This window comes from Vibrio sp. A1-b2, from assembly GCF_021726015.1.
GTDB lineage: Bacteria > Pseudomonadota > Gammaproteobacteria > Enterobacterales > Vibrionaceae > Vibrio > Vibrio diazotrophicus.
The window spans coordinates 56,250-77,725 of sequence record NZ_JAKKCI010000004.1; the positions used below are offsets into that span (position 1 = coordinate 56,250).

Genomic DNA, 21,476 nt, shown 5'->3' on the forward strand with positions numbered 1-21,476 from the left:
ACAAAGCAAAAAGCCTTCTCTCTGAGAAGGCTTTTTCGTAGCAATAATCTTATTGGATTACTTATTCAGGTAGGATTCTACGGCAGTTTTGATGCCAGCACCGTCTAAACCAAGTTCAGCATGCATCTCTTCCTGGGTTCCTTGAGCAATGAACTGGTCAGGAAGACCAAGATTCAGCACCGGCTTGATGATTTTTTCTTTCATCATAAACTCAACAACGCCTGCGCCTGCGCCACCTGCAATCACGTTCTCTTCCAGTGTCACAATGATATCGTGGCTCGCTGAAAGTTCTTTGATTAGTGCTTCATCTAATGGTTTGACGAATCGCATGTCAGCCACGGTTGCATTCAATTCTTCAGCCGCTTCCAGTGCATAAGGAAGTAGGGAACCGAAGCTTAGAATCGCCACTTTTTCACCTTGACGCATCATGCGACCTTTACCGATTTCAAGCGCAGTAAACTCTTGCTTGATTTCAACACCCATACCGTTGCCTCGTGGGTAGCGGACCGCACTCGGGCCTTGATGTTGATGACCGGTATACAGCATTTGACGACATTCGTTTTCATCTGCCGGAGCCATGATGGTCATGTTCGGGATGCAACGCATAAAGCTTAAATCGAATGCACCTTGGTGAGTCTGACCATCAGCACCGACAAGCCCTGCACGGTCGATAGCAAACATCACTGGTAGATTCATAATAGCGATGTCGTGAATCAACTGATCGTAACCGCGTTGCAGGAAGGTTGAGTAAATCGCCACAATCGGGTTGTATTTAGCGATTGCCATACCTGTTGCTAATGTCACGGCATGTTGCTCAGCGATCGCCACGTCGAAGTATTGAGATGGGTACTCTTTCGAGAAGCGAACCATGCCAGAGCCTTCACGCATCGCAGGTGTGATTGCCATCAGTTTTGGATCTTGCGCAGCCATATCACACAGGAAATCACCGAAGATCTTCGAGTAGGTCGGTTTGGTACTTGAGCTCTTAGGCAAGCTGCTATGACTTGGGTCGAACTTAGGCACGCCGTGGTAACCAATCGGATCTTTCTCCGCTGGTTCATAACCTTTGCCTTTTTTCGTCATAATATGAAGGAACTGCGGGCCTTTAAGCTCACGCATGTTTTTCAATGTTTTGACCAGTTCAATCACATCATGACCGTCAACAGGGCCGATATAGTTAAAGCCCAACTCTTCGAAAAGCGTTCCCGGAACGACCATGCCTTTCAGGTGCTCTTCCGTACGACGAACCAATTCTTTGATTGGTGGAATACCAGAGAGAACTTTCTTACCGCCTTCACGAATGGAAGTGTACAAACTGCCTGACAGCACCTGAGCAAGATGGTTGTTCAGTGCGCCAACGTTCTCTGAAATCGACATTTCGTTGTCGTTGAGAATAACCAGCATATCAGGGTGAACGTCACCAGCGTGGTTCATGGCTTCAAATGCCATACCAGCGGTAATCGCGCCGTCACCAATCACGCTGACGGTCTTACGATCAGCGCCTTCTTTGCCAGCACAAATAGCCATGCCTAAAGCAGCACTGATAGATGTCGATGAGTGACCGACAGACAAGGTGTCGTATTCGCTCTCTTCGCGCCAAGGGAAAGGATGAAGGCCATCTTTTTGGCGAATCGTAGGCATTTGCTCACGACGCCCCGTCAGGATTTTATGCGGATAAGCCTGATGACCCACGTCCCAAATCAACTGATCAAATGGCGTGTTGTAGACGTAGTGAATCGCCACTGTTAGTTCAACAGTACCTAAGCCAGAAGCTAGGTGTCCGCTTGATTGACTAACAGAGTTAAGCAGATACGTTCTGAGTTCATCACAAAGCTTTGGCAGAATGTTTTTAGGCAGACTGCGTAATTCGTCCGGCGTATTTGCCAGAGCTAATGTTGGATATTTTGAAATATCAAGAGTCATAATTATGCGCGCTTATAGTGTTAATTTTTGCGCTCGATGACGTATCGGGCGAACTCTTCAAGACATTCTGTATTGTAAGGAATGGCTTCAAGTGCTTGAAGTGCTTCCTGTAACAGAGTTTGGGCTTTATTTATCGCTCCGTCCAATCCTAATAGAGCTGGGTACGTACTTTTGTTGAGCTGTTGATCTGAACCTTGAGGTTTACCCAAAGTTTCGGTATCGCCGATGACATCCAAAATGTCGTCTTGTACTTGAAATGCGAGGCCAACGGCATCGGCATATTTATCAAGCTGTGGCAGAACTTGTAAGCCCTTCTCGCCTGCGGCTAAAGCCCCTAAACGAATCGCACAACGCATAAGTGCACCGGTTTTATTGCGATGAATTGTTTCGAGCTCTTGCAACGAAATAAGACGATTCTCTGCACCAAGATCGAGTGCTTGTCCTAAACACATACCTTGTGCACCTGAAGCTTCAGCAAGTACCTGAACCATTTTGATACGATTGACTTCGCCTTCTTCAGACAGAGTACCTTCGGCCAAAATGGTAAATGCTAAGGTTTGCAGGGCGTCACCGGTTAGGATCGCCGTTGCTTCATCGAATTTAATATGGCACGTCGGCTTACCACGGCGTAGCTCATCATCGTCCATGGCCGGTAAATCGTCATGGATAAGTGAATACGCGTGGATACACTCCACTGCTGATGCAGGGGTGTCTATATCTTCAATAGAGCAACCTAGCATTTGGCCTGTTATATAGACCAAATAGGGGCGAGCACGTTTACCGCCCAGCAGTAAGCCATAACGCATTGCTTCAATCAGCGCTAAGTCTTGGTTGGGCAGGCGGTTTAACCAGTGGTCAAGCTGCTCATTATTTCGTTGTTGATAAGAGGTTAGAGCCTCAATCATAGGACACTCTTAAACGTTTCGTTCAGCCGCTAGTCGCATTATCAATCAGAGACAAAAACGACTAGAGACAATAAATAGTTAAGAACAATGAATATCAGTTATTCAGGTAATTCGTTAAATTCACTGAGTGGCGCATCATCTGTGTTGCTTAGCAGAATGCTAACACGCTGTTCCGCTTCATCCAGTTTACTTTGACCTGAGCGAGCAAGAGCGATACCACGTTCGAATTTTTTCAGTGCATCGTCTAGTGTTAAATCACCATTTTCTAGCTGCTCGACCACTTGATCTAACTCTTCAATGGTCGCCTCGAAAGACATGTTTTCTGGTTTTTTACTCGCCATAATATTATTGCCTTGGGAAAGATGCACGAAAGTTACCTTAGCCTGTGTTGATGGTCAAATTTAACCAACCAATTTTGTCAGAATTACGGAGGTTTTTAGTCGATACCGATAACGAATATGAAAATTCACGGTGGTGCGTTATTCGTAATTAATGAGCATTTTGTGCAATCTATGAATACCGAAGGTGCATATTGGCACGCTTTAAGTATAAACTTGTTGTTGGCGTAATTGAGGCACAAGTGTCCTTTCGTCAATTTTCTATTTAAGAATTTGATTCTCTTGTCGATAAGAGAATAACTGAGAGTCGTTCGGCTCTAATCAATGCGAACATATTGTCTGAGGAGTGCTTCGTGGATTTAGCTACGCTGATAGGTCTGATTGGTGGCCTAGCTTTCGTTATTATGGCGATGGTTTTAGGTGGAAGCCTAACGATGTTCGTCGACGTAACCTCAATTCTTATTGTTGTCGGTGGCTCTACGTTTGTTGTTTTGATGAAGTTTACCATGGGGCAGTTTTTTGGAGCTGCTAAAATTGCTGGTAAAGCATTCATGTTCAAAGCCGATGAACCAGAAGATTTGATCGCAAAAATCGTAGAAATGGCTGACGCTGCACGTAAAGGTGGTTTCCTTGCTTTGGAAGAGATGGAAATCAGTAACAGCTTTATGCAAAAGGGCATTGATTTACTGGTAGATGGTCATGACGCGGATGTGGTTCGCGCAACTCTACAAAAAGACATTGCATTAACGGATGAGCGACACGAATTTGGTTCGGGTGTTTTCCGCGCATTTGGTGACGTTGCACCAGCGATGGGGATGATCGGTACTCTTGTTGGTCTGGTCGCGATGTTGTCGAACATGGATGACCCGAAAGCCATCGGTCCTGCAATGGCGGTTGCACTTTTAACCACGCTATACGGTGCGGTTCTTGCGAACATGGTGTTCTTCCCAATTGCAGACAAGTTATCGCTTCGTCGTGAACAAGAAACATTAAATCGCCGTCTGATTATGGATGGTGTGCTGGCAATCCAAGATGGTCAAAACCCACGTGTGATTGACAGCTACTTGAAGAACTACCTCAACGAGGGCAAACGAGCTCTTGATATTGATAGCGAATAACCGGAGCAAATGATGGATGACCAAAAGTGTAAATGTCCACCTCCGGGGCTTCCCGCTTGGTTGGGGACATTTGCCGACCTAATGTCCCTGTTAATGTGCTTCTTCGTACTGCTGCTTTCGTTTTCGGAAATGGACGTACTGAAGTTCAAGCAGATTGCCGGCTCGATGAAATTTGCTTTTGGTGTGCAAAACCGTCTGGAAGTGAAAGACATTCCAAAAGGTACCAGCATCATTGCTCAGGAGTTCCGTCCGGGGCGTCCTGAGCCTACACCTATCGATGTGATTATGCAGCAAACCATAGACATCACTCAGCAGACGTTAGAGTTCCACGAAGGGGACGAAGATCGTGCTGGTGGTACTATGCGTGATGCTGGCGATATGACTGGCGGTCAGTCCCCAGAAACATCGACCGAAGACAATCAAAATACTGAGTCGGAATCTCAGCAACAGCAATCTCAGGCAGCTTCTGAAGCGACTGAGACCTTGATGGAAACCATTAAGAACGCGCTGCAACGGGAAATCGAGCAAGGTGCAATCGAAGTGGATAACCTTGGTCAGCAGATTGTTATCCGCATTCGTGAGAAAGGCGCATTCCCTGAAGGTTCTGCTTTCTTGCAACCTAAGTTCCGTCCTTTGGTTCGTCAGATAGCCGATCTGGTTAAAGATGTTCCGGGTATCGTTCGGGTTTCTGGTCACACTGATAACCAGAGAATTGATTCGGAATTGTATCGTTCAAACTGGGATCTTTCTTCTCAGCGTGCCGTGTCGGTCGCTCAAGAGATGGAATCGGTGCGCGGCTTCTCACATCAGCGCTTGCGGGTACGAGGCATGGCAGATACTGAGCCTTTGGGACCTAATGACACCGCTGCTCAACGCTCTCGTAACCGTCGTGTGGAAATCAGCATTATGCAGGGCGAGCCGATGTACAGTGATGAAATACCATCAGCGCAAGCTGGCTCAATTCAATAGCTAAGCGACGAAATACAGTTCAAAGGCAAGCATCAGGCTTGCCTTTTTCTTTGGCGCGCTTTTATCGTTGCGTCATTATCGTGTATAATCTCGCCCCCTTAGTGATACCCACTCTGGTCGTCGATGAAATTAGCGTTATTGCTGAGTTCAGAGATGTAGCTAAGTACAAGCTACTATTACGTTAATACTTTAATTGCGAAGACACTTATGAAATTTATTGTTAAGCCCCATCCAGAAATCTTTGTTAAAAGTGAGTCGGTGCGTAAGCGCTTCACGAAAATTCTTGAGTCTAATATTCGCAATATCGTAAAGAGCCGTACGACAGGCGTTGCTGTATTTAACCGTCGTGATCACATTGAAGTGACGTCAGAAAGTGACCGCTTCTTTAATGAAACGCTGGAAATTTTGACTAGAACTCCGGGTATTCAACAAGTTCTGGAAGTTAAGCAGTCAGAATTCAAAGATCTTCACGATATTTACGAGCAAGTGCTTGAAACTAGCCGTCATCTGATTGAAAACAAAACCTTCGTGGTTCGAGCTAAGCGTCGTGGTAAGCACGATTTTTCTTCAATCGAGCTTGAGCGTTACGTTGGTGGCGGTCTAAACCAAGCGGTTGAAAGCGCAAAAGTTAAGCTAACCAATCCTGATGTGACGATTAACGTTGAAGTTAACTATGAGTTGCTCAACCAGATAATCAAACGTTACAAAGGGTTAGGTGGCTTTCCTCTTGGTACTCAAGAAGATGTACTTAGCCTGATCTCTGGTGGTTTTGATTCGGGTGTTTCAAGCTACTTACACATTAAGCGTGGCTCAAAAGTTCACTACTGTTTCTTCAACTTAGGTGGCCCTGCTCACGAGATTGGTGTTAAGCAAGTTGCCCACTTCTTATGGAACAAATATGGCTCTTCTGCCAAGGTGCGTTTCATCTCTGTTGATTTCGAACCGGTTGTGGCGGAAATTCTTGAGAAAATAGATGACGGCCAAATGGGCGTTATTCTTAAGCGCATGTTTATGCGTGCAGCTGGTCAGGTCGCAGAAAAATTCAATATTGAAGCTTTGGTTACAGGTGAAGCATTGGGTCAGGTATCAAGCCAGACTCTGACTAACCTGCGCCATATCGATGGTGTGACTGATACCTTGATTCTTCGCCCTTTGATTAACTGGGATAAAGAAGACATCATCACGCTTGCTCGTGAAATCGGCACTGAAGACTTCGCCAAAACAATGCCAGAATACTGTGGGGTTATCTCGAAGAGCCCGACGGTTAAAGCGGTGAAAGCGAAATTGGAAGCGGAAGAAGCGAAATTCGATTTCTCTATTCTGGACAAAGTAGTGTACGACGCTCGTGTTATGGATATCCGTGACATTGAGAAAGAGAGCCAAGAGCAAGCGCCTGAAGTAGAGCAAGTTGCAGCGGTTCAGGAACACGCGGTTGTACTTGATATTCGTAGTGCAGATGAGCAAGAAGATAAGCCGCTAGAGATTGATGGTGTAGAAGTGAAGCACATTCCTTTCTTCAAACTTTCTACTCAGTTTGGCGATCTTGATCAGTCTAAGACTTACTTATTGTATTGTGAACGTGGCGTGATGAGCCGTTTACAAGCTCTGTACTTGCAAGAGCAAGGTTTCAAGAACGTGAAAGTTTATCGCCCATAAGCGTTAGCTGATACTCTAAATAGAAAAGACGCAACCTGTTGATTCAGGTTACGTTTTTTTATGCTTGCCAGATATTCAGACATAAAAAAACACCGCCAATAGGCGGTGCTAAAAATTTGACAGACAGGTCAAAATAAATACAGGAAGTATATGCTTTGTAACAGGGGATAACTGCACAAAACAGGTGGTAGAATTCTACCTAACTCGAAAATCGAGTATGCAAACACAACATCGTAATAATAAAGCCAATTGATTCAGGAGAATCAAGCCGTTCAGGCTCATATTACCGGACGAAATATAGTTTTTCTCTGGCTGGTTAGCAATGGACAATTTATAATGTTTCAGATAAAAAAAACTAATGAATATTGGGAACAATACATAGGATTGAACCATGTCCAGACGATTACCTCCATTGAACTCACTGAAAGTGTTCGAAGCCGCCGCTCGTCATTTGAGTTTTACTCGTGCAGCAGAAGAACTTTTTGTGACTCAAGCTGCAGTGAGTCATCAAATCAAGGCTCTTGAAGAGTTTCTCGGCTTAAAGCTATTTCGTCGTCGTAATCGCTCTTTGTTGCTTACCGAAGAGGGACAAGCGTACTTTTTGGACATCAAAGATATCTTTGGTTCATTGGCTGAAGCGACAGATAAGTTATTGGAACGTAGTGAAAAAGGTGCGTTGACCATCAGTCTTCCTCCGAGCTTTGCCATTCAGTGGTTAGTGCCTCGGCTTGCCGACTTTAACCAGCAGCAACCGGATATTGATGTACGGATTAAAGCGGTTGATATGGAAGAAGGCTCGCTGACCGATGATGTGGATGTCGCTATCTATTATGGACGAGGTCACTGGCCCGGTTTACGTGCTGACAAACTCTATCAAGAGTTTTTGATTCCTCTCTGTTCGCCTTCTTTGTTGCTGGGTCAGAAGCCACTGAACTCATTAAGCGATCTTCCTCTACACACTTTGTTACACGATACTTCACGTCGAGACTGGAAACAGTTCGCCAAAGAGAATCATATCGACGGTGTAAACGTGAATCACGGACCAATCTTTAGCCACTCAACCATGGTGCTACAAGCGGCTGTTCACGGGCAAGGCATTGCATTGGGGAACAACGTATTGGCACAACCAGAAATCGACGCAGGCCGCCTTGTGGCACCGTTTGATGAAGTGTTAATGACTAAGAACGCCTTCTATGTGGTTTGTCATGAGAAGCAAGCGGATATGGGGCGTATCGCGACATTCCGCGACTGGATGCTGAAGAAAGCACGTAGCGAGCAAGAGGTCATATTAGATGAATAACGTAAGAATAGAGGGGGAGGAGAGCTCCCCTCTGTTTATTTTTGCCCACGGTGCGGGTGCAGATATGGATCACGAGTTTATGTCGCAAGTGGCAACAGGACTCGCAAGTAAAGGCATTCGTGTCGTGCGTTTTAATTTTCCTTATATGGTAAAACGAACGGAAGATGGTAAACGTCGACCGCCGGACCGCGCGCCGAAACTTCTGGAAGCATTCGAACAAGTCATTGCCGAGCATGCGTCTCAACCGATTGTTATCGGTGGTAAATCCATGGGCGGAAGAATGGCTTCGATGCTAAGCGATAACCCTATGGTCAAAGGTATTGCTTGTTTGGGCTTTCCTTTTCATCCGCCGGGTAAAGTTGACAAGTACAAGGGCGAGCATTTGGCTTCATTGGAAAAACCTTGTCTGATATTACAAGGTGAGCGCGATACTTTTGGTAGTCGTGAAGAGTGTTCGAGCTTCCAGTTTAGCAACCAAGTAAAGATTGAATTCATCCCCGATGGCGACCACAGCTTCAAACCTCGCAAGTCATCCGGTCATACTGAAGTCAGTAATATTGCTCTTGCCGTGGAACATTTAACTCAATTTATTCTGGAACTGAACAATGAAAAGTAAGTATTTGCTCACCTTAGGTGGTTTGTTTTCTGGTATTGCCGTTGCGTTGGGAGCATTCGCTGCTCACGGGTTAAAGGCGTATGTCACGCCGTATCAGATAGAAGTGTTCCAAACAGGGGTTCAGTATCAGTTCATCCATGCGGCAGCTTTGATTGCTTGTGGCATTTTGCTGGTTTTGTCTCGCAGTGAAAAAGCGCAAAAGTATTTTAGCCGCTCGGCGATTTGCTTTATCATCGGCATCTTTTGTTTTAGTGGCAGCTTATATGCGCTAGCGCTAACAGGAATAAAGTGGTTTGGACCAATTACTCCAATGGGTGGTCTACTCTTTATGATTGGCTGGGTGATGTTTATTTTGGCTGCCATAAATTTTGATGAGGTGAAACAGTGAAACAAGTGATGCTCTATTGTCGTGCGGGCTTTGAAAAAGAGTGCGCAGGCGAGATCCAAGATAAAGCAACCCAACTTGAGGTTTTTGGTTTCCCTCGTGTCGTTAACAACTCAGGCTTTGTTTTGTTTGAGTGCTACCAAGACGGCGATGCAGACAAACTGATCAAGAACATCGATTTTCAGGCGCTGATATTCTCTCGCCAGATGTTTGCTGTGGCGGCTGAGTTTACTGCTTTACCAACAGAAGACCGTATTTCGCCGATTTTATCTGAACTTGCTGACATCGAAGCATTTCCAATGTGCGGAGATGTTCGTGTTGAAACGCCAGATACTAATGAAGCGAAAGAACTGCTGAAATTCTGTCGTAAGTTCACTGTGCCACTGCGCCAAGCGTTGCGTGGTAAAGGTATCCTGACTGCAAAAGACAACGCCAAACGGCCTGTTCTGCATGTGTGTTTTGTTAAGTCTGGTCATTGTTTCGTCGGTTACTCATACAGCCAGAACAATTCTAAGTTCTTTATGGGCATCCCGCGTTTGAAATTCCCAGCGGATGCGCCAAGTCGTTCAACACTAAAGTTGGAAGAAGCATTCCATGTATTTATTCCACGTGAAGAGTGGGATGACCGTTTAGCGTCGGGCATGTGGGCAGTTGATTTGGGCGCGTGCCCAGGCGGCTGGACTTATCAACTCGTTAAACGTTCAATGTTCGTACATGCTATCGATAACGGCATGATGGCAGACAGTTTGATGGAAACCGGTCAGGTAAAACATCATATGGTTGATGGTTTCAAATTTGAGCCGCCACGTAAAAACGTGACTTGGTTGGTTTGTGACATGATTGAAAAGCCTTCTCGTGTGGCACAGTTGATGGGCGAGTGGATCATTAGCGGTTGGGCGAAAGAAGCGATCTTTAACCTTAAACTGCCCATGAAAGGTCGTTACGATGAAGTGCTGCAAGATATTGAGAACTTAAAGATTTTCCTAAAAGATCATAATGTTAAGTTCAAGCTTCAGGCGAAACATCTTTATCATGACCGTGAAGAAATTACCGTGCATGTGCAGACGTTAAAAACGATCTCTCCACACTAATCCTCGTCTAAATTGAAGCTGTAGGGGGTGCGTTCATTAACCTGACTTGTACTTGCAGTTTCAATTGGTTAGAAGATAGCCATATATACAAAAAAACGCGCCTTAAGCGCGTTTTTTGTGTATGTGCTAGTCACTCTTTGTTAAAGCGAATGTCTTGAAGATTAAAGCCAAGTTCAATGTCGGTCTTCAGCGTGGAGATTTGCTTACAAATACGCGCCATTTCAATATGTTCGTCGAGCTTTTTGCGGTATTTGGGGGCAAGTTCCGAACTCGCAAAGGCTTCCTCAATGCTAGCAAACTGAGTCAGGATCTCTTTGGCAGCTTTAGGGCCTATTCCAGCAACGCCGGGAACTTGACTGGAGCTGATGCCTGTTAATCCCCAGTAATCCGCAAGCTGTGAAGGCTTAACCCCAAATTCCTTTTGAATAAAAGGTGCATCCAACCAGCGGTGCTGGAAATAATCTCTGATTTGCAATGTGGGAGAGAGCAGCTGGCAATAGCCTTTATCAGTGGAAATGATAGTGACTTTTTCATTGTGGCTTGCCACTTTACACGCCAGCGTTGCCACCAAATCATCCGCTTCATCGCCTTCAGAAAGCAGTGAATCAATGCCTAATTCCCACCAAGCTTGTTGAATACGATCTAATCCTTGCTGTAAGGGCTCAGGCATCGGCTTACGGCCTTCTTTATAAGACGGCAATAGATCTGCTCGCCATCCTCTGTCCTGCAGGTGGTGATCAAACACCGCAATAATATGTGTCGGTTCAGATTCGCTGATTATACGTGCGAGTGTTCGAGTGGTTGTGTTTATGGTTCGCTCAATATCATTAGGGTCTGGCTGCGCTGAGTGAACGCGGCGAATGAGGTTAAGAGCATCAATAATGACAAGATGAATAGACATAAACACAAAAAAATAAGGAGCGATTGCCCCTTATTCTAATGAAATTCAATGAGATTGCTACCGTAGCTAGTCTTTCATGTTTACAGACTAACTTTCTATTCGATAACAAGGTACATACGCACTTCCGCCCGGAAGCTTCATACGATGTTGTTCGACGAAGTCTTTTAGCAGCTTATCCATCTTCTTCATCAACTTCGGATCACCATGAAGTCTGAAAGGCCCATGACGTTCGATTTCACGAATGCCTTCCGCTTTTACGTTACCGGCAACGATACCGGAGAACGCTTGGCGTAAATTCGCAGCCAGAACCTCTGGACGTTGGTTAAGGTGCAAATCTAAGTTGGCCATGTTTTCATGAGTCGGTTCAAACGGAAGCTGGAACTCAGGCTCAATTTTCAAAGACCAGTTGAAGCTATAGGCATCTTCGTTGTCTTTACGTTGTTGACGAATTTTAGGCATGGCATTTTTCATGATGCGCGCAGCTTCCGCTGGGTCATCAACCACTATGGTGTAGTGTTTCTGGGCTTCTGGGCCCAACGTTTCACCAATAAATTCATCAATTGAACGGAAATACTCTTCGCTTTCTTTCGGGCCAGTTAAGACGATTGGCATCGGCTGAGTTGCGTTGTCCGGATGCATCATAATACCCAGTAAGTACAGCAGTTCTTCAGCTGTACCCGGTCCGCCAGGGAAGATAATGATACCGTGAGCCATTCGAACAAACGCTTCTAAGCGTTTTTCGATATCTGGCATGATGATCAGTTCATTCACGATTGGGTTTGGCGGCTCTGCAGCGATAATTGAAGGTTCAGTTAAACCAATATAGCGTTTATCCGCATAGCGTTGTTTAGCGTGACCAATCGCCGCGCCCTTCATTGGACCTTCCATCGCCCCCGGACCACATCCGGTACAGATATTTAGCTCACGTAGTCCCAGCTCATTACCCACTTCACGGGTGTATTGATATTCGACAGGGTTGATTGAGTGACCACCCCAGCACACCACTAAGTTTGGAGCCGTACCCGGAATAAGCGCTCCGGCGTTACGTAAGATACCAAATACTAAGTTCGTAATGTGTGTTGAGTTGGTGAGATTGAGCTTCTGTCCTTCCGCGATGTGCATATTGACGTAAACAATATCACGCAGCACTGAGAACAGATGTTCCTGGATCCCTTTGATAATGTGGCCATCAACAAACGCGTGTTCTGGCGGATTGGTGAGTTCCAGTTTTACGCCACGTTCACGGCGCATTACCGTGATATCAAAGTTCGTGTATTTATCTAACAGTTCTTTTGAGTTATCGGTATGGCTTCCAGAGTTCAGTACCGCTAGGCTACAGTTGCGGTACAGCTGGTAAAGATCACTGGATGCAGTTTTTTTTAATCGTTCTACTTCCAGTTGTGAGAGTAAATCCATACTCCCCGCCGGGCTGACTTGAGTGATCATGAGAGCCTCCTTATTTAGAGGGAAAGAAGATCGCGAGGACCTTAATTAAACGCTAGTGGAGATAGCACATCATATACCAATCAAGACGAACAGGTGCTCAGAAAGTGCGTAGGAAGATTCGAGAGCCTCATAACTAGCATGATTTTCTATGCAATGAAAAAAGGCGTAGACGCGAATAAAAAGCAGCAAATCCGTTTCTTGATGGGTATATCAGTATCAATAAGCTAACTTGTTGATATTTCAAGTTTCAATCTAGTGTGCTTTGTATAGTAAGGAGAACACGATACTCTATAAACTGTGATATGTATCGTGTAATTGAAGTGAGTTTGCTTAAAATTCGCTCAGTTTACTTTTATTTGCTGTGCCTTGCTTGCTGCTATTTCCAAGTGATCTGATTTGGACCAAATTTTTTCCCGTTATTTAGCGCTAAATGTAGGCGCTCAAGAACGATTTCAGGAGAATCAGAGTCTTTAAACAAGGTACTTGCTGCGCTTAAAGTGATAGTGATGTTTTTGTCACGGAACTTAAACGGCAAATGGGAAATGCTGCGCTGAATTTTTTGCACAATCTGGTAGCACTCTGAATCAGAACGCTCTGGCAGTAACAACACAAACTCTTCACCAGAAAAGCGCGCTACAGTATCAGTATCTTCAATGTTGTTCTTGATAGTGCGAGCGATAATTTTCAGTGCTTTATCACCTGCGGTATAACCAAAACTGTCATTGATCACTTTGAATTTGTCGATATCGAGCATAACAACGCGAAGGTTGTGTTGTGCGCGAATCCAACGGCGGTATTCGAGTTCTAGACGGTCATTAAATGCAGTGCGATTGTAAACCTTGGTAAGCGGATCTTGCAGCATGCGCTGAGCTTGATCTTCTAGGCGACGACGATAATCTTGCGTCACTTCGAAAAGCGTTTCCATTTGGTTTTTGGTGTAATCCATACGCTCAATTAACGCTTGTTCACGAGCTTCTGCCAGTGTCAGTCGTTCAGAGAGTGAAGCTAATTCGCTCATTAATGGATTTAAAGTGTTTTTAAGAGCGTTGATTTCAGTACCATCTCGAACCGCAGTCTGACTTCTTGAGACCAGAGAACTCAGTTCACGATGCATATCTTTGCGGTGTTCGAAATAGTTATGGCTTTGTTCAACGTTCAATGCAGAACTTTTTAAGCTGGTGGACAAAGATGCGTTCACCTGCTCTAAAAACTTTTCAGACGTCTTTCTTTCGTAATTCGTGCCGGCGACAACCAGCTTCAATACTTCTAGTGTGAGCTCGAGTAAAACTTGTGAGCCAACACCGATCAGCAGCTTAGCTCGAATATCACTCAGTAAATCTCCAGACTCACCTTCAAAATCAAGCTCAGTGATGAGCTGTTGTAGCTCTTCGTTTAACTTAAGAAGTATTTCTTTGTCTGCACTTTGAGTCAGCTCTTCAACGACGGCATTCGGATTTGAGGTGATGATTTTTATTGAGCGTTCATAGATAGTAAGAAGGCGTAAAGCTTGCTCTACTTTAGACAGATTCTGTCCAGTCGAAAAACTGAGAAGATCACGAAGATCGCGTTTGATTTTAGACGGTAAACCAGGGATGCGTAGTAATACTTCACCGCTATGCTTTACCTGTTCATCTAAATGTTGGTTCTGCTTTTCGGTGTCTAACGTTTGCTTCTTCAACATGCGCTCCAATACGGCCAAGCGAGGAATTAAAATGCTGACATCTTTCTGCTGCTCAAGCGCTTCTCGTAATTCGACCAAATTTTGGTTGAGGCGACTATCCTCACCTTTACAGGCAAGACTGAGTGATGCGACGATTCGTTTTAGGACTTTTTGCTCTAGTTTAAATTTGAGCGAGCTATCCCTATGTGTTAAACGCGTCTGTTCCAACTGCATTTTGAGTTGGTGTAACTGAATCTGGATATCTTGCTCTAATGCGCCCATTTATAAAAATGCTATATATTTAGGGAGATCTAATCCTACTTACTAATCTGTCGATAATAGCAAATTTATTTGATACGTCATCGTATCTCTTTGTTAATCGGCTGGGAACTAACCATCTTTTAATATTTTTTTGATATTCTCCTCATTATTGTGAGATGAGTGGACTTTTATCAAACCTTGGTTGATAGCGTGCTTACAGGATTTCCGCATGTTACTCGATGCGAAGCTGGCTGCAGGGGCATTATCAATCGCTTTCAAGTACACCCAATGGGAGCAATTTTCCTTCATGCTTAGTTCGCGTGCAGCACTGGTTGCCATCAACAGAATATCCAATAGCTCTTTGTCGTTAATGGCCGTATAAGCTCTTGGCAAAAATGGGTAATCGGTAATCCCCATTCGAATAATTCGGTTAATTTTGCGCTCAGGTTGAAACTCCCGAATCCACTGCTGAATCTTCTCAAACATCTCTTCAGGCGGGCTATCTCTGTCAGTGCTTGGCTCGATAAAGAGTAAGTTTGAATCAGAAAAATGATAAAGCCTTGTCGGTTCATCAATTTTTGATTTTAAGTATTCTCCAAACGCTCGTTCTAGCTCTAATCCAGCGGTATAACCGTGTTGAAGATACATGTTACGCAGGAACGGTACGTCAATCATGGCAAAACGAAGACGGTCATTCAGTGGTTCATGAATCAGTTCGCCGACATGCCAAAGTTCATAGTTTTGACTACTTCTTTGCAGTGATTTCGGCAGTTTTGCATTCAACATGCGTAAGTTACGCAGGCGTGAACGAGAGTGAGTAAATAAGTTGTTGTTGAGTTCTTCAATCTCTTCGTTTTGAGTCTGAATAACGTAACTTCGGCGTAAAACTAGTAAAAATAACGCTCCTGCCACAATAAATAGGGTAAAGGTCAATTTTTGCAATTTTGAGTATTGGCGCTTAGTTTCTTTAAGTTCTTTTTCCTGACCCACTAAGTGCAGCGTTTGCTCGACAAACTCTTTTTGCTGACGGAAAGCATCTTCGCTGATTTGGTTGAGTTTTTCCTGATGGAGACTTTCTAACACGTAGCTGCGTTTCATAGCTTCCAGTGCGAGAGAATGCTTACCGAGTTGTTCATAACCTTGAGAGAGCAGGCGATAGGCTTGTTGTTCAATATCTTGGTTAGCAATCGACTGGCTGATTACTAATGCTTTCTGAGCATTGAGAATAACCTGTTCGCTTCGATGTTGATGGTAAGCTAGGCTTGCATTAAGCAGCGCAGCTTTCCCTTTCAGATGAGGGATGTCTGCGTACTGAAGAAGGTCTTCGGCACGTTGTAAATACTGTTCCGCGAGCGGGTAGTTATAGAGATGAATATACGTGGCGGCGAGACTGAGTCGTGTTCCTATAACGCTTTCGATATTGTTGTTATTGTTCTCATGATCAATCACGTTGAAATAGTTTACCAACGCAAGGTTGTACTTTCCTAAATCAAAATAGACATCGCCCATGCGTTTTAACACCATGGCAAGCTTTGGTGATTTCTCATAGTTATCGTAAAAATCTGCTGCTTCCGATAGGTGAACAAGGGCTTTATCCAGTACGCGTCGCTCAAAGAATAACTGAGCAAGTAAAGTGTTAGTTCTGGCTAGTCTGGCACTTGAGTTCGACTCAATAGAGCTCCAGTAAGCTATCAGCAGTTCAGAGAGCGCGAGGTTGTAACGTTCATGGTCTAAGTAATGGCTGCCGACCATGATGTGATAGTCGATCTTCGTATCTTCAGACTGGATAAACTCCAAGTCTTCTTTAAGCTCAATAAACAGTTTGTTGGCCAGTTCAACATCATTAGCTTTCGATGCTATTTCAGCCCGTAACAGTTTAATTTTGTAGCCAATTCCACGAGCAGGGAAATCTTTGCTTCTGATGGATTCGTATTGTTGTGTGATATCACGCAGTTTTTCGCGCGCATCAGTGACATCGTCGTTATCTAGCCAACGCAGGCGAATTTGCAGTAACTGAATTTCTAACTGTAAATAGGGTAGGTTGAATTCTTGCGCGGTGTTAAAAGCGTCATCCAATAGTCGAAATGCGGCAATAGGATAGCCGAGATTAAACTCGGCTTGTGCGAGGATTTTCATCGCGGCAACAGTGCTCGCAGGCGTGCGCAGACGGCTGTCGGTTTCGTCTCTTGCAACGGTGGATGGGTTTTGCTCGGATTTCTCCGCCATCTTCCTTACGGTTAAATACTCACTTGTGAGTTCTTTAGCTTGTTGTGGCGATATTTCTATCAAGCTTTCAGCTTCGTTTAGCGTCGGTGATGAATACGTTGCCGCTTGTGAAAATACTGAAAAAAAGAAAAGAGCTAGAGAAAACCAACGCTTCCAGCGAATACATCCCATCCTTAATTGTGTCCTTTTTATTGGCGAGCCATACGTTTGTTGTCTTGTGGTGCGGCTTGTTCTGTTGAACGGTACGGGTTGATATCTAGGCCGCCACGTCGAGTATAACGAGCAAATACAGTCAGTTGCTCTGGCTTGCAGAAGCGAGTGATGTCCGTAAATATACGCTCAACACATTGTTCGTGGAACTCATTGTGTTCACGGAAAGAGACTATATAACGTAATAGCGCTTCGCGGTTAATTTTTGGACCACGATACTCAATTTCAACGCTACCCCAGTCCGGCTGATTGGTGATCAGACAGTTTGATTTCAAAAGGTGGCTATGCAGAGTTTCGCTAACAATAGTATCTTCCGCAGCCCCTTCTAGTAGTGATTCGTCGAAATCATAGCTATCAATTTCGATGTCTTGATTGTCAATGCAATCGCCTTTCATTGTGACAATAGGCTCTGCCGTGTAATCACTTAAAGGCTTGACCTTAACCTCAACGGTTTCACCAGCACAAGCAGACAGATCCGTAATCAAATGTTGTTCGACCTGTTGCCAGTTTTCAAACTTAGTTTGGTTAAAGCTGTTCAGATAAAGTTTGAACGACTTCGACTCAATTAAGTTTGCACTGGTAGCGGGAATCGCAACTTCACCGATGGCCACTTGCGGTAGACCTTTGGTATTCAACCAAGACAACTCATAAAGTGTCCAGATATCACAGCCTTTAAACGGCAGTTCACTACCTAAATTCAGGTCATCACGGTTTAAGCTACGTGGAACAGGTTGCAGTAGTGTTGGGTCATACTGATGTGAGTAATCGGTTTTTTTACCTAAAGTCAGACCAGCTAACTCTTTGGCATCGGAATATTTGCTCATACTTAATGCTTAATTCGATTAGAATAGACAGAATTTTACGCAATACCGCAGCCTGTGTCATCAAAGGGCTGCTAGTTAGCTCAATCGAATTTGAACAGTGGAGATTTTCATGGCGCATTCTGTTGCAGAAGCCTTACATACTTTTAGTCAGCGCTATCTAGATGCTTACCAAGCCGCACACCAACATTTACCTGAAAATGAAGAGTTGGCGGACTGGGTTTCGCCGTGCGTTAAGCAAAAGTTTGAGCATAGTGTGTATTGGCAGCCTGTTGCCAGAGATGAAGTCGCTGATCTTACTAATGTCGAGAACGGTATTGAGATTGCTTTGCATGAAGATATTCATGCTTTTTACGGCATTCTATACAGTGCGGATATGGCTGCGAGCTGGAATGGCAATGCGCTTAATTTATTGCAAGTTTGGAGTGATGAAGATTATCAACGTTTGCAAGAGAACATTCTCGGTCATCTGGTTATGCAGCGTCGTTTGAAACAGAAACCAACGGTATTTATTGCAACCACTGACGATGAAATGGAAGTGGTATCGATTTGTAATCTGACTGGCAACGTTATTCTCGAAAAATTAGGCACAGATAACCGCCAAGTGCTCAGTGAGGATGTTGCTAGCTTTCTGCTGCAACTTGAGCCGGAGGTAGACGCATAATGTACGTGGTTGAGCTAGAGTTTGAATGTTTTGATAACACCACGATCACAGCGGTAGATAAAGCGATTAATGGATTGATGGATGCACTGCGCTACAACGGTCAGGTGCTAGGTCGTGAGTTTCCCATCGTCATGGGGGATGGAGAATTTAGTGTTCGTGCTGTGTGTCCTGAAAAAGACAGCCTTCATCCAAAGAACCATTCTGATTTTGTTAAAGTGTGCTTTAACCGACTTGCAGATGCTTGCTTACTTGCTCCTAAGTTTCGCTTGCTGGGCAGAGACATCAATTCTGAGCAAGCTGCGGAAGAGGAAACACCTAGCTGGCAGGTTCTTTATACCACCTATGTTCATACGTGTTCTCCACTGCGTAGCGGTGAAACCTTGTTGCCGATTCCTCTTTATCGCAATGAAGCGACGTTTAATGGCGACCATAAGGCAGTTGTTAAATGGCAGACAGAGTGGCAGGCGTGTGACGAGCTACAAATGGCAGGGGGCTGCAAAGCGGAACATGCAGCTTTGAAAGAGATTTGCGATGTAGACAGTGACTTATTCCGTCGTGGTTGGGATTTAAGTAAACGTATTGAATACATTACTAAAATACCGACTTACTACTATCAATACCGTGTTGGTGGTAAAAGCTTGGCGGATGAAAAAGCACGCCCTTGTCCTAAATGTGGCGGGGAATGGCTACTGGATGAACCTCTGCATGATATCTTTTATTTCAAATGTGATAGCTGCCGAATCGTATCCAATATCTCTTGGGATCATCTGAAGTAATTGGCAAGTTTGAACAATCAATAAGAGCCGCTGGTCTAAAATCAGCGGCTCTTTTTTTGAAGAGGCAGTGTTAGGCGATGTGAGTTATTTGGCAGGCGTCCCAGCGTGCTTCAAAGCTCATTGCACTGAGGTTAGTCCTGTGTGCTTCCGCTTTTGCGGAGTACATATGTTTATCCGCGAGACTCAAAATATCTTCTGCTTTCAACCCAGAGTCAGGATAGTAAGAGACACCACCAATACTTAACCCTACGTCATGTTGTACTCGTTGTGTAAAGTCATCGATCAACCGTTGGCCTACTACATTTGCACAATCAATACTGGTGTTAGGTAATAGAATAATAAATTCGTCTCCACCGTATCGAGCTGCTGTTTCAGATTGGCGCAAGGTCTTTTGGCAGGCAGTGGCAAAATCAATCAACACTTGGTCACCCGCGAGGTGTCCAAAATTATCATTAACTTGTTTAAATCTGTTCAAATCGATATAGAGCAGGGTGAAGTGTTGCTCAGATCGGAAGCTTAGCGCCCACAGTTTTTTGAGTTCTTCTAATAGAGCTCGCTGGTTATATAGTCCGGTGAGAGAATCGCGCATTGAGAGTTCTTCAAGCTCTCTGGTTCGCTTTTTAATGCGTCTTTCTATGCTATTTGCGTACTGAAGTAGCTGCTTATTTGCATTATCAACTTCATGATTTTTCGATGAGATATAAGTGTCGAAGATAAATTGATTATCGAAATAGATAACTTTTTGCAGTGCAGCGAGTGTTGAAATCGGGCTGCGACCACATTGTGCAAAATGTTTGTTGATTTCTTGATTAAGTAACGAGTGTATCTGCTGGACGCTGGCAAGATAGAACTTAGGGCTTACCCCCATTCTTTGATGAACCTTGCCAATTTTTATACGCTGTTCAGCATACTTTTGGTTGTAGTTACCACAGAAAATATCCGCCACATATTTCTTCATGGCGTTGTGAAGTCCTCCTAGCGTTTGTTTGTCTGCAATAGTTAGAGCCACTTCAGGTATTTTTATCTGATGTGCGTAAAACTGTTGCACAACCGTTGGGATGAGAGGTAACAACCACTCTTCACATGCTTTTAACAGAACTTCATCTTCTTCCGTAATGTCCATCAGCCCTTTTCGACGATCGAGTTCGTGCTCTGTGATGTTCATTTGTTCTAGAAGTGAAAGAGATAAGTCGTGCATGCTGAGTAAATAATCGTCTAATAAATGGTGCTCAAGCTTAGCGAATAATGACGATAATTAAGCCATTGTAGGTAGAAAAAGGAATATTCCTACAAGCATCTTTTGAACCCAAAAAGCAAAAGGGCTCCAATAGGAGCCCTTTACTATTTTGATAACTGATAGTGATAACAAAAGGTTATCGATTACCAGCCTTTAACCGCGCCACCTTGGAAGATGTCAGATGCAGCTTTTGCTACTTCGTCTGTTTGGTACGCTTTTAGGAACGTTTGTACGTTTTCAGCGTTTACGTTGTCTTCACGAGCAACAAGCAGGTTCACGTATGGTGATTCTTTGTTTTCTACGAAGATACCATCTTTCTCTGGAGTCAGATTGATAGAGCTTGCGTAAGTCGTGTTGATGATAGAAAGCGCTACGTCATCAAGAGAACGTGGAAGTTGAGCTGCGTCTAGTTCAACAATCTTGATGTTTTTAGGGTTTTCTACAATATCACGAACAGTAGCTAGAAGACCTACGTCTTCACGTAGTTTTAGCAGACCTTGTTGCTCAAGAAGTAGCAGAGAGCGACCTAGGTTAGTCGGATCGTTTGGTACTGCAATACGGTCACCGTCTTGGATCTCATCAACAGATTTTACTTGCTTAGAGTAGCCAGCGATTGGGTAAACAAATGTATTACCAGCAATAGCCAGTTTGTAGCCACGGTCAGCAATTTGTTGATCTAAGTATGGCTTGTGTTGGAATGCGTTTGCATCGATTGAACCATCATCAAGCGCAGCGTTTGGCGTTACGTAATCAGTGAAAGTTACAAGTTCAACATCTAGGTTATATTTGTTTTTTGCAATTTTCGCAGCCACTTCTGCTACTTGAGCTTCAGCACCCGCAATAACACCAATTTTTACTTTGCTGGTATCCGCTTCTTTATCACCACAGCCAGCTAGTACAAGCGCAGATGCCGCAGCAGCAATGGTCAGTAAACTTTTAAGATTGAATTTCATGGTAATCTCCTTGTTAGAAA

At 44.3% G+C, this 21,476-nt stretch carries 19 protein-coding genes; 9 read left to right on the plus strand and 10 right to left on the minus strand.

Annotation, left to right across the window (positions count from 1 at the left end):
* Positions 1-57 precede the first annotated feature (57 nt).
* From dxs to xseB, 3 genes are all read right to left on the minus strand, one after another.
* Positions 58-1,923, minus strand: coding sequence for a 1-deoxy-D-xylulose-5-phosphate synthase (gene dxs, locus L3V23_RS10375; protein ID WP_102965384.1), 1,866 nt, complete (start codon positions 1,921-1,923; stop codon positions 58-60).
* 20 nt (positions 1,924-1,943) lie between these two features.
* A complete protein-coding gene (gene ispA, locus L3V23_RS10380; protein WP_102964411.1) occupies positions 1,944-2,828 on the minus strand; it encodes a (2E,6E)-farnesyl diphosphate synthase in 885 nt (294 codons plus the stop codon).
* A 98-nt stretch (positions 2,829-2,926) separates the two neighbouring features.
* Positions 2,927-3,169: an exodeoxyribonuclease VII small subunit gene (gene xseB, locus L3V23_RS10385; RefSeq protein ID WP_042488944.1), complete on the minus strand. Its 243-nt coding sequence runs from the start codon at positions 3,167-3,169 to the stop codon at positions 2,927-2,929.
* 350 nt (positions 3,170-3,519) lie between these two features.
* On the opposite strand from xseB, the gene pomA reads away from it, so the two are divergent.
* From pomA to rlmM, 7 genes are all read left to right on the plus strand, one after another.
* A complete protein-coding gene (gene pomA / locus L3V23_RS10390; protein WP_042488941.1) occupies positions 3,520-4,284 on the plus strand; it encodes a flagellar motor protein PomA in 765 nt (254 codons plus the stop codon).
* 9 nt (positions 4,285-4,293) lie between these two features.
* Entirely contained in the window at positions 4,294-5,253 is a 960-nt protein-coding gene (locus tag L3V23_RS10395; RefSeq protein WP_180980193.1) for a flagellar motor protein MotB, read from the plus strand.
* Positions 5,254-5,460: 207 nt separating this feature from the next.
* The gene (thiI, locus tag L3V23_RS10400) at positions 5,461-6,909 is read left to right on the plus strand and encodes a tRNA uracil 4-sulfurtransferase ThiI (protein ID WP_102953722.1); all 1,449 of its coding nucleotides are present in this window, start codon (positions 5,461-5,463) and stop codon (positions 6,907-6,909) included.
* A 391-nt stretch (positions 6,910-7,300) separates the two neighbouring features.
* Entirely contained in the window at positions 7,301-8,209 is a 909-nt protein-coding gene (locus tag L3V23_RS10405; RefSeq protein WP_042488931.1) for a transcriptional regulator GcvA, read from the plus strand.
* Positions 8,202-8,825, plus strand: a complete 624-nt coding sequence (locus L3V23_RS10410; RefSeq protein ID WP_102965385.1) for an alpha/beta fold hydrolase — start codon at positions 8,202-8,204, stop codon at positions 8,823-8,825. The genes L3V23_RS10405 and L3V23_RS10410 overlap by 8 nt, the downstream gene beginning before the upstream one ends.
* Positions 8,815-9,213 (plus strand): DUF423 domain-containing protein, encoded by a 399-nt coding sequence (locus tag L3V23_RS10415; RefSeq protein ID WP_102965386.1) that lies wholly within the window; start codon positions 8,815-8,817, stop codon positions 9,211-9,213. The genes L3V23_RS10410 and L3V23_RS10415 overlap by 11 nt, the downstream gene beginning before the upstream one ends.
* Positions 9,210-10,301 carry a 23S rRNA (cytidine(2498)-2'-O)-methyltransferase RlmM gene (rlmM, locus tag L3V23_RS10420; protein ID WP_102953725.1) on the plus strand — a complete coding sequence of 364 codons (1,092 nt, stop codon included), beginning with the start codon at positions 9,210-9,212 and terminating at the stop codon, positions 10,299-10,301. The genes L3V23_RS10415 and rlmM overlap by 4 nt, the downstream gene beginning before the upstream one ends.
* A gap of 130 nt (positions 10,302-10,431) precedes the next feature.
* Here rlmM and xni read toward each other — a convergent pair whose 3' ends face one another.
* From xni to queF, 5 genes are all read right to left on the minus strand, one after another.
* On the minus strand, positions 10,432-11,202 hold the full coding sequence (xni, locus tag L3V23_RS10425; RefSeq protein WP_102965387.1) for a flap endonuclease Xni: 771 nt from the start codon (positions 11,200-11,202) through the stop codon (positions 10,432-10,434).
* An 87-nt stretch (positions 11,203-11,289) separates the two neighbouring features.
* A complete protein-coding gene (ppnN, locus tag L3V23_RS10430) occupies positions 11,290-12,648 on the minus strand; it encodes a nucleotide 5'-monophosphate nucleosidase PpnN (RefSeq protein WP_042488915.1) in 1,359 nt (452 codons plus the stop codon).
* Between the two features lie 376 nt (positions 12,649-13,024).
* A complete protein-coding gene (locus L3V23_RS10435) occupies positions 13,025-14,590 on the minus strand; it encodes a GGDEF domain-containing protein (protein ID WP_102965388.1) in 1,566 nt (521 codons plus the stop codon).
* A gap of 108 nt (positions 14,591-14,698) precedes the next feature.
* Positions 14,699-16,966, minus strand: coding sequence for a hypothetical protein (locus L3V23_RS10440; RefSeq protein ID WP_102965389.1), 2,268 nt, complete (start codon positions 16,964-16,966; stop codon positions 14,699-14,701).
* A 17-nt stretch (positions 16,967-16,983) separates the two neighbouring features.
* Positions 16,984-17,829, minus strand: coding sequence for an NADPH-dependent 7-cyano-7-deazaguanine reductase QueF (gene queF / locus L3V23_RS10445; protein ID WP_102965390.1), 846 nt, complete (start codon positions 17,827-17,829; stop codon positions 16,984-16,986).
* A gap of 109 nt (positions 17,830-17,938) precedes the next feature.
* On the opposite strand from queF, the gene syd reads away from it, so the two are divergent.
* On the plus strand, positions 17,939-18,490 hold the full coding sequence (gene syd, locus L3V23_RS10450; RefSeq protein WP_102965391.1) for a SecY-interacting protein: 552 nt from the start codon (positions 17,939-17,941) through the stop codon (positions 18,488-18,490).
* Positions 18,490-19,266 carry a Zn-ribbon-containing protein gene (locus L3V23_RS10455; protein WP_102964401.1) on the plus strand — a complete coding sequence of 259 codons (777 nt, stop codon included), beginning with the start codon at positions 18,490-18,492 and terminating at the stop codon, positions 19,264-19,266. Before syd ends, L3V23_RS10455 begins: the two co-directional genes overlap by 1 nt.
* A 70-nt stretch (positions 19,267-19,336) precedes the next feature.
* Here the strand turns inward: L3V23_RS10455 and L3V23_RS10460 are convergent, their stop codons facing one another.
* Together L3V23_RS10460 and metQ are read right to left on the minus strand one after the other, a co-directional pair.
* Positions 19,337-20,464 carry a GGDEF domain-containing protein gene (locus L3V23_RS10460; RefSeq protein ID WP_102964400.1) on the minus strand — a complete coding sequence of 376 codons (1,128 nt, stop codon included), beginning with the start codon at positions 20,462-20,464 and terminating at the stop codon, positions 19,337-19,339.
* A 182-nt stretch (positions 20,465-20,646) separates the two neighbouring features.
* Complete coding sequence (metQ, locus tag L3V23_RS10465) at positions 20,647-21,456, minus strand: methionine ABC transporter substrate-binding lipoprotein MetQ (protein WP_102965392.1); 810 nt, start codon at positions 21,454-21,456, stop codon at positions 20,647-20,649.
* Positions 21,457-21,476 lie beyond the last annotated feature (20 nt).